Origin of the sequence: Dyadobacter sp. CY326 (assembly GCF_021390515.1) — a bacterium.
Classification (GTDB): Bacteria; Bacteroidota; Bacteroidia; order Cytophagales; family Spirosomataceae; genus Dyadobacter.
The window spans coordinates 269221-283304 of the sequence record NZ_JAJUXI010000008.1; the positions used below are offsets into that span (position 1 = coordinate 269221).

Here is a 14084-nt window from a genome sequence, read left to right on the forward strand (position 1 = left end):
AAACATTGCCGTTTCTTCATCTTAGACCCTTCTATTTCGCTCAAATAAGTGCGAACACGGATTTCAAGGTTGTTGTCGTATGACATATCTTTTCTAGTTTGTGATTTTGACAAAAAAACGAAAAATAAACGAAACCTGCCGATGGTTCAATGCTAATATGGCGATACGTCTTTTAAGCTAAATTGGGATTTTGAGTAATACGGGATTACTGATCATCAACCACGGGAACCAAAATGACTAAAAACAAAACCGCACTATCGCATTTAAATGAAGCTGAGTATGGAGAAATATTAAACCAGGCAATCAGCCAGATACGAACGGCTCGCGTGCAGATTGCCAGACAAGTCAACAGCAGCACACAAACGGTCTATTGGAACCTCGGAAAATTGCTCTTTGAAAAACAGCTAGAAGAAGGTTATGGCAGCGGCGTTGTCAAACAATTATCCATTGATCTGAAAACTGAGTTTCCGGATATGGGTTTATCCCCGCGAAATTTGTGGGATATGAAGCGCTTTTATGAGCGATATTTTGAGGCCAACACAAAACTGCGACAAGCTGTCGCAGTTTTGCCCTGGGGACATAATTTATTGTTAATCAACAAATTGAAAGATGATTCTCAGGTTGAGTTTTATATCAATGAATCCCTGACAAAAGGTTGGTCGAGAGAGTTGCTGCTTAATGCCATCAAAATGGATAGTTATGGTCAGGCGCAAAAGCGAGTCCAAACACACAATTTCGATCAAACCCTTCCTGCAACGAATGCAGATTACGCAAATGAAGTGTTCAAAAGCAGCTATAATCTTGCGTTTCTCGGTGTCACTGAGCCTCTCAAAGAGCTTGCGCTGGAAAACCGGCTCATAACAAAAATCAGAGCATTTATCTTAGAGCTGGGCAAGGGTTTTACTTTTATAGGCAATCAATACAGACTGGAATACAACGGCAAGGAATATTTTGTTGACATGCTTTTCTTCCATAGAGGTCTACGCTCGCTGGTTGCAATTGAATTGAAAATTGGAAGTTTCAAGGCAGAATATGTCGGTAAAATGAATCTCTATTTATCCTTACTTGACCGGCTGGAAAAGGAATCTGGTGAGAATCCATCCATTGGGATGATTCTCTGTGCAGACAAAGATCATGTTGATGTTGAGATAGCCTTGCAGGACATTAACAAGCCCATAGGCGTAGCTGAGTATCAATTTTTGCTGCCGAAAGAAGCTTTGCAAGCTTTGGTATTAAGTGAACTGAACTCAAAAGCGAACGGCTAGTTTTTAAATTAGAGACCTACGCGTCTCAAACAACTAAGTCGATAGATGCAAACTTGTCTTTGCAAACAACGCCCAATATCCTACATTAAACGTCCGTAAATTGTCAGCAAACTTCCCACTGGATTTATATAAATTGCCATTTCAACAAACGCGCTCTCCGCATGACACATCGTATTGATGAGAGCAGGCGATGACAATAAATCTCCGCACATTCACAATGATGCAGCCTTTGTTAGGAAATCACATTCAGTCTATAATGAAAAAAAGTAAGTCCAAAAGCACGCTGTTGAACAGCCGGAAAAATTTGTTGAGCAGTTTTTTAGCTGCGTTTTTTATAGTGGCGTTGTCCCACATCTCCTTTGCCCAGCCTACTCCACCGAAACCATTCGGTCCGGTCCCGACGAAGAACCAGATCAGGTGGCAGCAAATGGAGTATTATGCATTTATCCACCTCTCAACCAACACATTCACAGATCAGGAATGGGGATATGGGGAGGATGATCCGAAGATTTTCAATCCTGAAAAACTCGATGCGCGTCAATGGGCGCGGGTGTGTAAGGAGGCCGGCATGAAAGGCATTATCCTGACGGCGAAGCATCATTCGGGCTTTTGTCTGTGGCCATCGAAATACACCGAATACTCTGTAAAAAACTCCAATTGGAAAGGTGGTAAAGGTGACATTGTCAAAGATCTGGCGGAGGCTTGCAAGGAATACGGACTTAAACTGGGCATATATTTGTCGCCCTGGGACCGTAATTATGCAGGTTATGGCAAGCCGGAATACATCACTTATTTCCGCAACCAGCTTACGGAATTGCTCACCAATTATGGCGATGTTTTTGAGATCTGGTTTGATGGCGCAAATGGCGGTTCTGGCTATTATGGCGGCGCGAAGGAAACCCGTAAAATTGACGCAAGCACGTATTACGATTGGAAAAACACCTATCAACTGATCCGGAAATTGCAGCCGAACATTGTTATCTGGAACGACGGCGGCGAAAGGGCGGACCTGCGTTGGGTAGGAACCGAAGACGGACATGTGGGTGAAAAAAATTGGAGCTTACTGAATGCAACCGGCGATGTGCCCAGGGAAATGCTTCGCCATGGGGTTGAAAACGGCGATTCGTGGGTGCCGGGAGAAGTGAACACTTCCATTCGTCCGGGTTGGTTTTACCATGAATATGAAGATAGCAAAGTGAAAACATTGCCTCGATTGCTGGAAACTTACTATGCTTCTTTTGGCAGGAACGGCACATTACTGCTGAATTTCCCGGTTGATAAACGCGGATTGATCCATGAAAATGATGAAAAGGCAGTGCTTGAACTGGCCAGTGCGGTTAAAAAAGCATTTGCGGTTGACCTTGCTGTAAACAAAAAGGTTACCGCATCCAACACGCGTGGCAATGCCAAAGAATTTGGTCCTGAAAAAGCAGTTGATGGAAATAATGAAACTTACTGGGCGACGGATGACAACCTAAAAACTGCTTCGCTAACCATTGATTTCGGCAAGCCGACCACATTTAATCGCTTTCTGGCTCAGGAAAACATTGCATTAGGTCAGCGGGTAAAAGCATTTAAAGTGGAAGCAAAAGTGGGCAACGATTGGAAATTGCTGGATGAACAAACCACAATCGGCTACAAGCGCATTCTGGTCTTCCCAAGCGTGGAGGCAACGCAGGTTCGTTTCACTATTACAGACGCGAAAGCTTCTCCGGTGATTTCGAACATTGGCATTTACAATGCACCGCAAATTCTGACCGCTCCGATTATTAGCCGAAACAAGGATGGCGCTGTGAACATTGCGGCGGCCGATAAAGAATCAGAAATTTATTACACCACCAATGGCAGCGAGCCAAACAACAAGTCAACGCGTTATAAAGGCCCGATCCAGGCTGATGGAAAATTGAATATCCGCACCATTGCGGTCGATGCAAAATCAGGAGCGAGCAGTCCGGAAGCGGCAGAAAAATTTGACGTTTCACACAAAAACTGGAAACTACTCAACATTGCCGATGACAAGTCGACTGCAGCGATCGACGGAAATCCAAACACAGCCTGGTATCAGCCCAAGGATCAAAAACTGCCTGCCGATCTGGTGATTGATTTGGGTAAAGAAGAAAATCTTACGGGTTTCAAATATCTGCCAGGTCAAGGTCGCACCAACGGCATCATTTCACATTTTCAATTCTTGGTTTCATCGGATAATCAAAACTGGAAACTGGCAACTGAGGGCGAATTTTCAAACATTAAAAACAATCCGCTGACGCAAATCAAGCAATTCAATGTTGTCAAAGCACGATATGTAAAATTGCGCGCGACTCAGAATACGCAGGGAAACGATGAAGCTGGTTATGGGGAAATTGACATAATAACGCAGTAATTCGTAATGTAATGGTGAGGTCTGATTTAACAACTCATCCTACATTACCCGTGCCTTGTTTCGATCTTTTACGGTTATGGGAGAAGACGATCTTCTCCCTGCTGGTAATGTTCATGGGTTTTTACCGGTGCACTTTTCGATTTGTTCATACGCATTTGCAGCACATCCACCAGCAGTGAAAAGGCCATTGAGAAGTAAATGTAACCCTTAGGAATTTCAAGGCCGAAACCTTCGCTGACCAGTGAAAAGCCAATCAGCAACAAAAAGGACAAAGCCAGCATTTTGAATGCGGGATGCCGGTTCACGAAATTACTGATCGTTTCAGCAGCCACCAGCATGAGGATCACCGTCGCAATAACTGCCACATACATTACCCACACTTCCTTTACCATACCAATGGCGGTGATGATCGAGTCGATTGAAAAAACCATATCCATGATCAATATCTGCGTGAGGACCTGCCCGAAAGTAGAAGCTTTTATCTGTTTGCTCTGGTCGCCCTCCTCGCCTTCCATTTTGTGGTAAATCTCGGTCGCGCTTTTGTAAAGCAGAAATAACCCTCCTGCCAACAAAACGAGCTCTTTTCCTGAAAAACCTTCGCCGAAAACCACAAACAAGTCCTTGTCCAGTTTCATTATAAGTGAAATGACGAGCAAAAGTCCAATCCGCATCACACCCGCAAGGATCAGCCCGTATTGTCTGGCTTTCTTCTGCTGATTTGCAGGAAGCTTTGCCGCGATTATCGATATAAAAATGACGTTATCAATGCCTAGAACCGCTTCCAAGGCAACTAGTGACAAGAGTGAAACAATGACTTCGAATTCCATAAGCATTTGTTTATTAAGTTGATGGCAAAAGGATCAGCACAGCGATAACTCCTTGTTACAGATGGTTTAACACATCCTTGCAGATGCATTATTTCAATATAATTTTCTTTTCAAGAATATTTTTAGTAAATTTACAACTGTAAAAATAAAAAAGCAAGAAAATGACTTATCTCAGTGCTCAGCCGCAGTTCACTACATCTTGGGATGATATCTGTTATCCGGTTAATCCCGTATGGCTGGGCGACCTGTTGCCCGACTACGAAATCATGGCGACGGATAAGCAGCAACTGATCGTTGGCCAGCCATTTCGTGGAACGAAGACAATTTTCGGCATTCAGAGCGCTGATTATGCGATTATACCAAACACGCTTATCCGCGAAGTGATTGACAAGCTGTTTGCCGACTACAAGTTGGAAATAAGATATACGTCTACGGGGGAATTCAGCATTAGCATCATTCTTCCTGAGGAGCTTTCAATCGGTGGCGAGCAATTGCAGCGCAGCATGATCTTGACAAATAGTTACAATGGAAAAACGCCATTCAGTGTTCAGGGGAAAACGCTAACAGCCATGCTCGACGGCTCCGGCGTTCCCAGCACAAGCATGTACAGGGCAGTTTGTCAAAACGGGCTCATGGGCTGGGCAGATTCTTTTTCGGAGTTACCAAAATATCGATCGTGGTTGAAAGATCGCGGGCAGGGGAAAGATAAAAAGCATGTGGCCAACATTGTCTCCGGCGCAAAGAAAGATGGCCGGAAAATGCATAACAGCAGACAAACGCCTGAACTTTTTCAGGAGCAGCTTTACAATTTGCTGGTGGGTCAGAATTACAAAAGTGCTACGCTGACGACCACTGTTTACGAACATCTTCAGCAAAAATCCGTTGGCAGAGCGGATGAAAAAATGCTGAAAACACTGCCAATTCCCGTTCAACTGGCCAAGCAAGCCTACGAGCGGCTTAAACTGGAACAGCGGCTTCTTGACCAAGATTCGTCTTACTGGCTGATGTATAATGCTGTCAATCACGCCCTTTTCAACGCACGCAGCAGCCTAACATTAAACGACCGCTATAAGCTTGACGAGAAGGTTTTTCACCAGCTCGCAGCCAGTTCTTTAATGTAATACAAAGTGCAGCGCTGCACGCTTAATCAGTTCAATTGCTGTATGCCGTCATGCCGATTTATCCCGGCAGCGCGTACAGCTTAAAACTATTTATCCTTATGAACAATCAAAGAAACACAGTCATACTTAGCGAAGATGATTTTCGCATGTTGAAGCAATTCGCAGAGCATTTCCCAAGCAGCCCAAACGAAATGACGCTCTCTTACGAGCTAAACCGGGCCATCGTCGTCGAAAACGATCAACTGCCGGAAGACAGCGTCCGCCTGAATTCGCAGGTGCGGGTTAGGGAACTTGCGACCAACAAGGAAATGGAATTTTGCATCGTCATGCCCTCCCTGGCAGACATTAAACAAAAGAAAATATCTGTGCTTACACCCATGGGAGCCGCATTGATCGGACTTTGCAAAGGAGAAACCATCGAGTGGAAAATGCCGGCTGGCATGAAGAAGTTTGAAGTGCTGGAAGTTAATCAGATGGCGATGTAGACGAAAAAATACCTCATCCGCAGGTTTTGTTTTATAAATCAAATTGACAAACTGAATGATCATGGAAAAGCAAACGAGTAGATCGGAGAATGAAATGTTCACTGCCATGTCTTACGCATTGACAATCATGGTGCTTTATATCATTGTATGCATGCTGTTGATAAACATTAAATAACCTACTATAATGGAATTTTTTAACCAGATCCTCGATGTGTTTTTCCACCTGGATACGCATTTGGGGCGCATTGTTGAGCAGTATGGCGCATTGACTTATGTTGTGCTGTTTCTGATTATTTTTATAGAAACCGGGGTTGTGTTTATGCCATTTCTCCCTGGCGATTCATTGCTATTTGCAGCAGGAATGATGGCCGCAAAATATCCCGATTCGCTCAACATTTGGCTCATTGTTGCATTGCTTATCATAGCGGCCATATTGGGCGATAGCTGCAACTATCTGATCGGACGGCGGTTTGGGAATAAAATCCAGCAATTCCGCCTTTTTGGAAAACCAATGATCAAGCCAGAACAGCTTGCTCATACGCATGGCTTTTATGAAAAATATGGTGCTTCCACGATTGTCATAGCAAGGTTTGTGCCCATTGTCAGGACATTGGCACCGTTTGTCGGCGGCGTTGCAGCAATGAATTACGCTGTCTTTTTTAAGTTCAATATCATCGGGGCCATTCTTTGGGTCGCGAGCCTGGCCTTCGCCGGTTACTTTTTGGGCAGCATTCCGCTGGTGCGGGATAATTTCGAAAAAGTGGTGTTAGGAATTGTTGCATTATCAGTGATGCCAATATTATGGCAGTTGGTTAAAGCCAGGTTTTCGTTCGTTAAGGCATAACCCATCCTCCGCCCAGCGACCTGTACAATGTTACAACGGATTGCAGTCTTTGCAACTGATCATTAATGGTGCCCAGTTGGGCTTGTAGCAGGCTTTGTCGGGCAGTAATTACCTCGGTATAATTTGCAAAGCCATTTTGCAGCAGCTCCCCTGAGTAACTCACTGACTTTTGCAATGCGTCCAGTTGATTTCCGCGGATCCTGATTTTGTCGCGTGCGGTGTTGTGGAGTGAGATGGCGTCTGAAACTTCCTGCCCGGCGGTGAGCAGGACATTTTGGAAATTAAGAAGTGCTTCTTGCTGCTGGGCTTGTGCCACTTCCAGGCGGGTTCTGTTGGCGCGTCTGTTGAATATAGGTTGCGTAAGTCCTGCCCCTATACTGGCTGCAAGTGAAATCGGTTTCAGGAAGTTTTCCAATTGTAATGCAGAATATCCGATTGATCCGGAGATCGCTAATGCAGGATAGAAAAAGGTTCGGGCGACATTGGTCATTTCAAAATAATAACGAAAATTAAGCTCTGCCTGCTGCACATCCGGGCGGTTTGCCAGCAGCAATGCCGGAACGCCTGTCTGCAAAATCTGGACCGTATCCTGATTAGTGAGTGAGCCGCGCCGGATGGCAGCTGGCGGCAATGCAAGCAAAATGCTTAGCGCATTTTCTGTTTCTCTTGTATTTTGAATCAAATCGGGGATGGTAACTTCTGCGACATAACGTTGTGCTTCACTTTGCACCACGGCCGCCTCGGTAACAATGGCTGCTATTTTCAATTCCCGCATGGTCGCTACGGTTGTGTCCCAGTTCGAGACGGTTTGCCGGGTGATGGCGAGTTGCTGATCGAGCGCGAGCAATGTATAGTAGTAATTGGCGATGTCAGCGACGAGGCTCGTTTGTACCGCTTTTGCACCCGCCTCGGATTGCAGAAGTAATGCTAAATTAGCACGTTTTGTGCTGCGCAATTTCCCCCAAATATCCGCTTCCCATGCGGAAGATAAGCCTAGCTGATATTGTGTTGCACTGTTTCGAATGCCAAAACCCTGCGCTTCGGAAAGTTTGGAACGGGTTACACCCAGATCACCACTGATTGTAGGATAAAATGCAGCTCTGCTTTGCTCGTAATAGGCTCTGGATTGTTCAATGCGCGTGTAAGCAATTTGCAGGTTAATGTTGTTTTTAATTCCCTGATTTATCAGCGCCTGTAAAGTGGTATCTGTAAAAAGCTGGTTCCAGGGAAGCTGGCCCAATCCGGTGGTGTCCGTGGTAACTACGTCGCGAAACAGATTATCAGGCATTACCTGAGGCTTTTGATAAGGTTTTACAATGTTGCAGGAACAGAGCAGCAAGCCTGAAAAACAGAATAGAACCAGGCGTTTCAGATGTTTTTTGTACATAATCATTTTGTTAAAACGCGTCAGTGATCATGTTGATTTTCATCCGTTAAAACCTTTGGCGGACCGCTGATTTTTTCTTGCAAAGACTGAAACACAATGTAAAGAACCGGGATTACAAAAACCCCGATCAGCGTTCCGACAAGCATTCCTCCAACTGCCCCGGTCCCGATAGAACGGTTACCCAGTGCGCCAGCGCCAGTCGAGAGCATTAGCGGCACCAAACCCAAAATAAAAGCAAAAGACGTCATCAAAATCGGACGTAGCCTTGCTTGCGCACCTTCAATGGCAGCATCCACCAATGACATTCCGTGCCGCCTTCGTTCGACGGCAAACTCCACAATCAGAATCGCATTTTTTGCCAAAAGTCCAATCAGCATCACCAGCGTGATTTGCAGATAAATGTTATTGGTAATGCCAAATAAGCTGGCGAATATGAATGTTCCCGCCAGCCCGACCGGGAGCGATAACAAAACCGCAAATGGCAGAATGTAGCTTCCATACTGTGCGCTCAGCAGCAGATAAACGAAAACAATGACGAGCATAAAAATGAAAGCCGTTTGACCGCCGGCAGATATTTCCTCTCGCGTCAGGCCGGAAAATTCGTATCCATAACCGGCAGGAAGCACTTCGGCTGCCACTTCCTGAACAGCTGTAATGGCATCGCCGGAGCTGAAACCCGGATTTGGAGAGCCAGTCACGCCGATGGAAGTAAAAAGGTTAAATCTGGAAATGGACTGCGGACCGTAAACTCTGGTTAATGTGATGAATCCGGTGATGGGAGCCATTTGTCCGCTGGCATTTCTGACATAAATGTTGCTCAGCCCCTCCGGATTAGCCCTTGAAGCAGCCTCGGCCTGATACATGACCCGGAATTGTTTTCCAAACTGATTGAAGTTCGAAGCATACACCCCGCCATAATATCCCTGCATCGTGCTCATAATATCATTTACCGTAATGCCCGCCACTTTCGCTTTGGCCACATTCACATCGATCTGATATTGGGGAAAATTAACATTAAATGCTGTGGACGCATATTGAATTTCCGGGCGCTTGCTTAATGAGGTCAAAAAGTCGTTGCCTACTTTGGAAAAAAGGGCAATATCGCCTCCGCTTCTATCCTGTAACTGGAATTCAAAACCGCCCGAGGAGCCGAAACCTGAAATAGTAGGCGGAGCGAAAAAGATAATTTTGGCGTCCCTGATTCCGCTCGTTTTTGCAAATAATTTCCCGATCAATGCCTGCACATCCTGCCCTGCTCCTCCTCTCTCGGCCCAGGGTTTCAGCCGCATTACGACCATTCCATAATTGCTTCCCACACCGCTGATCATCCCCCGGCCGGTGATCCGGAGAATGTTTTCAATTTCCGGAATGGTTCGGGCGATCGCTTCGACTTGTTTGGTTAATGCCTCGGTTCTTTCCGTGGATGCGGATGGCGGCAGGGCAATGTCGGCCATGATGGAGCCGGTGTCTTCGTTCGGGACAAATGATGAAGGCGTTGTCTGCAATAAGTAATAAAATATCCCGGCAAACAGCACAATAATCAATCCTGACACCCACCTTTTGGCTATGAGGAAGGAAACGGCTTGCTTGTATCGATGGATTGTTTTATCAAATGTGCGGTTGAACCAGTCGTAAAATCTTTGCAAAATATTCTTCTTGTGCCTGGCGTCTTCTTTGTGAGGTTTTAGAAAAACGGCGCATAATGCAGGACTCAGCGTCAGTGCATTCACTGCGGATAAGATAATGGCGATGGCAAGGGTTAATCCAAATTGTTTGTAAAAAACACCTGATGAACCTTCAATGAAACTAACCGGAAGAAACACGGCTGCCATTACGAGTGTGATCGAAATAATGGCGCCTGAAATTTCACTCATTGCATCCTTTGTTGCTTTGAGTGCGGATGTGTATCCTGCATCCAGTTTGGCATGAACCGCTTCCACGACCACAATGGCATCGTCGACCACAATCCCGATGGCCAAAACCAATGCAAACAATGTCAGCAGATTAATCGTAAACCCGAAAAGCAACAGAAAGAAAAAAGTCCCGATAATGGCCACCGGTACCGCAATGGCCGGAATGAGCGTGGACCGGAAATCTTGCAGAAATATAAAAACCACAAAAAACACCAGAACGAATGCTTCAATGAGTGTGTGAATTACTTTTTCAATAGAGGCGTCCAAAAAGTCATTGGCATTGATCAGGGTTACGTATTTTATGCCGTTTGGGAAAGATTTCGAAGCATTATCCAGCACTTGCAAACTGCCTTCTATGACTTCCTTGGCATTGGACCCAGCCGTTTGACTGATTGAAACACCGACAGACGGCTTGCCATTAGTAGTTGTGCTGCTCGCATAGCTCATTGCCCCCAGCTCGATCCGGGCAATGTCTTTCAGCCTTAAAACCTGGCCATTTGGTGTGGCCTTAATCACAACTTCTTCAAATTCCGCAGTATCTTTCAACCTACCCGAATATTTGATCACATATTGAAATGATTGCGATCCCTGCTCTCCAAACTGCCCCGGCGCAGCTTCAATATTTTGTTCGGCCAGGACCGTGCTGACGTCGGATGGAATAAGTCCGTAAGTGGCCATAACATCCGGTTTCAGCCAGATCCGCATGGAATAATCCATACGCCCGAAAGCATTGGCCTCTCCCACTCCGGACACACGCTTGATCAGCGGGACCAGGTTTATTTCGGCATAGTTTTGAAGGAATGTTTGGTCATAAGCCGGATTGTCGCTGTACAGAGAGAAAATCACAAGATTACTGCTCTGGCTTTTGGCCGTTGTAACACCCGAACGTGTCACTTCCTGCGGCAAAAGTGCCGTTGCTCGCGCGACGCGGTTTTGTACATTTACAGACGCGAGATCTGGATTGGTTCCTAATTTAAAGTTGACCGTGATCCGCGCAGTGCCGTCATTTCCGGCGGCAGAAGTCATGTAGGTCATGTCCTCCACCCCATTGATCTGCTCTTCCAGCGGCACGATGACGCTATTAAGCACAACATCCGCGTTCGCGCCCTGGTAGGATGTAGAAACGACTACGGTTGGTGGCGCAATTTCGGGATATTGTGCAATGGGCAGTGATATCAACCCGAGAATTCCCAGAATGACAATAAGAATAGAAATAACGGTGGAAAGGACCGGCTGATCAATGAAGCGGTTAAACATAAGCTACAAATTTTTAGCATAAACACTATCCGCTTTTACAGACTTCGGTACAATTTTCGCGCCTTCACGCAATGATGCGACGCCTTCTAAAACTATCTTATCACCAGCAGCAAGGCCGGTTTGGGCCACAAAATACTGGCCATCATTATTGTCGGACACACCCACTTCCGCACTTTTCACAGTGCCGTCGGCGGCCACGCGGTAAACGAATTTTTTACCTTGAATCTCGTAGGTTGCTTTTTGAGGGATGACAATGGCGGAATCCATTTGGGAAGGAATGCGGACCAAAGCACTGCTTCCACTTCGGACAATGCTACCCGGATTAGGAAATGTGGCCCGCACCCGAATCGATCCTGTTTCGGTGTTGATAGACCCGCTTGTTGTGGTGATACGCCCTTTTTCGGAAAACTCAACACCATTGGCAAGGACTAACGAAACGGGCGGCATGGTGGCCAGCCTGGCTTTTGTGGTGTTTCCTTTCGTATTTTTAGAAAAAGCCAAAACCTGCTTTTCATTGATCGAAAAGTAGGCATAAATGTTCCCAATGTTCGAAACCGTGGTCAAAGGTTCAGGCGTGTTGCTATTGACCAAACTTCCGATTTTATAGGGAATGAGGCCGATAATGCCATTGGCCGGACTAGCAATAATGGTGTAGCTCAAATTGGTTCTTGCATTGGCTAATGTCGCGTGGGCTTGTGCAAGAGCCGCTTGCTTTGCCTGTAAATTAAACTGCGCTGATTCCAGTTCGTATTTGCTGATAATGTTCTTTTCAACCAGCGGCCGCACTTTACTAACACTCATTTCTGCAGAATTTACATCAGCCTCAGCTATCTTAATGTTGGCTTGTGCAGTCCTGACTTCCTGTTCATATTGTGGCGCATTGATCTTGAAAATGGGCTGTCCGCTTTTTACAGTTGAACCCTCATCTACATATATTTTTTCAATAAAACCATCAATTTTAGGACGGATCTCAATGTCCTGCTGACCTTCAATGGTCGCCGGATATTCGCTGTTCAATGTGATCGACCGCGGTGCGAGTGTCAGAACGGGGTAATCTTTAACTTGTTCCGCTGTCTTGCCGGCGTCTTTCTGCTTATCCTTGCAGGAAATCAGGAAGCAAAATGCGAGTAACAACGCGGTCCGTGAAAGTGGCAACTTTTGATGCATACAGGAAATAAAACAGTGGAAACCAGTCAGAATGGAATCGGAATTGCAGTATGGTGCTGCGAATATATTTTCCAATTTTAAGGCGTGATTTTGATATAAAAATCATTCCACATGGATCATAAACTATTGTCAATCCCGCCATTTGTAGGGTGCAGCTATTTTGATGTGCAAGGCGTCTGGGACCATCTCGTTTCGCTTGATCTTTTATCCAAATACGAGGGCATGCAACTTACACGAATTCGTAATGAACATTGAGGCGAGAATGTTTCCTTCACGATCCGTCAGGCGTTTTCTTACATTTTGGAGCGTTTAAGACAACACATATTGGCTGACGTTTTAAACAAAGTAAATTGACGTTTTGAACAAAATGACCGCGTCGGTCGTGAACTAATTTTGTCCTATCACTTTAAAACATAAAGACATGGGACAAAACAATTATCAGGGAGCCTTGCAAAAGCCGTTGGGCTCTGGCTTCGACGCAGCATCTACAGCAAGTGATGTTATCAAAGGGATTGACCTTTCCGGGAAAGTTGCCATCGTCACCGGCGGCAATGCGGGCATTGGCCTGGAAACAACGAAGGTCCTTGCAGCGGCAGGCGCCACCGTGATCGTTGCTGCCCGGGACTTGGAAAAGGCTCGGAGAAATTTGCAGGGAATTCCGAATGTAGAACTGGGTAAGATCGACTTTATGGATCCTTCATCCATCGACGCATTTGCTCAGGCATTCATTGAAACAGGCCGGCCACTCCATTTGCTGATCAACAATGCAGGAATCATGTGGGTCCCATTGCGCAGGGACAGCCGCGGCATCGAATCGCAGTTGGCCACCAATTATCTGGGTCAATTTCAGCTCACTGCCCGGTTATGGCCTGCGCTTAAATCCGCTGACGGCGCGCGGATTATCAATGTTTCTTCACTTGGCCATCAAATGGCCCCATTTAACTTTGATGATCCCAACTTCCTTCACCGCGAATACGAAACACTGCAGGCTTACGGACAATCAAAAACCGCCAGCAATTTATTTGCCCTCGAACTCGATAATATTGGTAAAGCCTTCAATGTGAGATCATTTGCCTTGCACCCTGGCTCAATATATGGAACCGAGCTGGGCAGAGAGGCATCACTCGAATTGTTTCAACAAATGGGCTTTATGGATGCGGAAGGTAATCTGTTGCCCGAAGTGGCAGCTTCGCTCAAAAGCGTCGAACAGGGTGCAGCAACGACCGTCTGGTGCGCCACGAGCCGAATGCTTGATGACATCGGAGGTGTTTACTGTGAAGATACGGATGTTGCCGAGCTGGCCCCGGATAATGAAGGAGGGCAGCGCGGTGTAAAACTTCATTCATTGGACGAGGCGAATGCAAAGAAGCTTTGGAAATGGAGCGAGCAAATAACGGGCATCAGCTGGAACGTGTAGTTGAAATCGGTATATTGTAGC

The 14084-nt window shown here is 45.9% G+C and carries 11 protein-coding genes; 7 read left to right on the top strand and 4 right to left on the bottom strand.

The window, feature by feature from the left end:
• The first annotated feature begins 233 nt into the window (after window positions 1–233).
• Window positions 234–1265 carry a YhcG family protein gene (locus LZG73_RS17550; RefSeq protein WP_233852977.1) on the top strand — a complete coding sequence of 344 codons (1032 nt, stop codon included), beginning with the start codon at window positions 234–236 and terminating at the stop codon, window positions 1263–1265.
• A gap of 256 nt (window positions 1266–1521) precedes the next feature.
• A complete protein-coding gene (locus LZG73_RS17555) occupies window positions 1522–3645 on the top strand; it encodes an alpha-L-fucosidase (protein WP_409014343.1) in 2124 nt (707 codons plus the stop codon).
• 74 nt (window positions 3646–3719) lie between these two features.
• Here LZG73_RS17555 and LZG73_RS17560 read toward each other — a convergent pair whose 3' ends face one another.
• Window positions 3720–4472: a TerC family protein gene (locus LZG73_RS17560; RefSeq protein WP_233852979.1), complete on the bottom strand. Its 753-nt coding sequence runs from the start codon at window positions 4470–4472 to the stop codon at window positions 3720–3722.
• Between the two features lie 161 nt (window positions 4473–4633).
• Between LZG73_RS17560 and LZG73_RS17565 the strand changes: the two genes are divergently transcribed.
• The 3 genes from LZG73_RS17565 (at window position 4634) to LZG73_RS17575 (ending at window position 6922) form a co-directional block, all read left to right on the top strand.
• A complete protein-coding gene (locus LZG73_RS17565) occupies window positions 4634–5593 on the top strand; it encodes a hypothetical protein (protein WP_233852981.1) in 960 nt (319 codons plus the stop codon).
• A gap of 98 nt (window positions 5594–5691) precedes the next feature.
• Window positions 5692–6078, top strand: a complete 387-nt coding sequence (locus LZG73_RS17570; RefSeq protein WP_233852990.1) for a GreA/GreB family elongation factor — start codon at window positions 5692–5694, stop codon at window positions 6076–6078.
• Between the two features lie 184 nt (window positions 6079–6262).
• On the top strand, window positions 6263–6922 hold the full coding sequence (locus LZG73_RS17575) for a VTT domain-containing protein (protein ID WP_233852992.1): 660 nt from the start codon (window positions 6263–6265) through the stop codon (window positions 6920–6922).
• Here the strand turns inward: LZG73_RS17575 and LZG73_RS17580 are convergent.
• Genes LZG73_RS17580 through LZG73_RS17590 form a run of 3 tightly spaced genes read right to left on the bottom strand, consistent with a single transcriptional unit; the run spans window position 6912 to window position 12646 of the window.
• Complete coding sequence (locus tag LZG73_RS17580; RefSeq protein WP_233852994.1) at window positions 6912–8309, bottom strand: efflux transporter outer membrane subunit; 1398 nt, start codon at window positions 8307–8309, stop codon at window positions 6912–6914. The genes LZG73_RS17575 and LZG73_RS17580 overlap by 11 nt on opposite strands.
• A 20-nt stretch (window positions 8310–8329) precedes the next feature.
• On the bottom strand, window positions 8330–11479 hold the full coding sequence (locus LZG73_RS17585; RefSeq protein ID WP_233852996.1) for an efflux RND transporter permease subunit: 3150 nt from the start codon (window positions 11477–11479) through the stop codon (window positions 8330–8332).
• 3 nt (window positions 11480–11482) lie between these two features.
• Window positions 11483–12646, bottom strand: a complete 1164-nt coding sequence (locus tag LZG73_RS17590) for an efflux RND transporter periplasmic adaptor subunit (RefSeq protein WP_233852998.1) — start codon at window positions 12644–12646, stop codon at window positions 11483–11485.
• A 111-nt stretch (window positions 12647–12757) separates the two neighbouring features.
• Between LZG73_RS17590 and LZG73_RS17595 the strand changes: the two genes are divergently transcribed.
• The gene (locus tag LZG73_RS17595) at window positions 12758–12901 is read left to right on the top strand and encodes a hypothetical protein (protein ID WP_233853000.1); all 144 of its coding nucleotides are present in this window, start codon (window positions 12758–12760) and stop codon (window positions 12899–12901) included.
• Between the two features lie 166 nt (window positions 12902–13067).
• Complete coding sequence (locus tag LZG73_RS17600; protein WP_233853008.1) at window positions 13068–14063, top strand: SDR family NAD(P)-dependent oxidoreductase; 996 nt, start codon at window positions 13068–13070, stop codon at window positions 14061–14063.
• Window positions 14064–14084: the final 21 nt, after the last annotated feature.

Excerpts from the sequence above, each read along its gene's own strand:
- LZG73_RS17570 (WP_233852990.1), top strand. The coding sequence starts at position 5,692 with ATGAACAATCAAAGAAACACAGTCATACTTAGCGAAGATGATTTTCGC.
- LZG73_RS17590 (WP_233852998.1), bottom strand. The coding sequence starts at position 12,646 with ATGCATCAAAAGTTGCCACTTTCACGGACCGCGTTGTTACTCGCATTT.
- LZG73_RS17555 (WP_409014343.1), top strand. The coding sequence starts at position 1,522 with ATGAAAAAAAGTAAGTCCAAAAGCACGCTGTTGAACAGCCGGAAAAAT.
- LZG73_RS17595 (WP_233853000.1), top strand. The coding sequence starts at position 12,758 with ATGGATCATAAACTATTGTCAATCCCGCCATTTGTAGGGTGCAGCTAT.
- LZG73_RS17560 (WP_233852979.1), bottom strand. The coding sequence starts at position 4,472 with ATGGAATTCGAAGTCATTGTTTCACTCTTGTCACTAGTTGCCTTGGAA.
- LZG73_RS17600 (WP_233853008.1), top strand. The coding sequence starts at position 13,068 with ATGGGACAAAACAATTATCAGGGAGCCTTGCAAAAGCCGTTGGGCTCT.
- LZG73_RS17565 (WP_233852981.1), top strand. The coding sequence starts at position 4,634 with ATGACTTATCTCAGTGCTCAGCCGCAGTTCACTACATCTTGGGATGAT.
- LZG73_RS17550 (WP_233852977.1), top strand. The coding sequence starts at position 234 with ATGACTAAAAACAAAACCGCACTATCGCATTTAAATGAAGCTGAGTAT.
- LZG73_RS17580 (WP_233852994.1), bottom strand. The coding sequence starts at position 8,309 with ATGTACAAAAAACATCTGAAACGCCTGGTTCTATTCTGTTTTTCAGGC.
- LZG73_RS17585 (WP_233852996.1), bottom strand. The coding sequence starts at position 11,479 with ATGTTTAACCGCTTCATTGATCAGCCGGTCCTTTCCACCGTTATTTCT.
- LZG73_RS17575 (WP_233852992.1), top strand. The coding sequence starts at position 6,263 with ATGGAATTTTTTAACCAGATCCTCGATGTGTTTTTCCACCTGGATACG.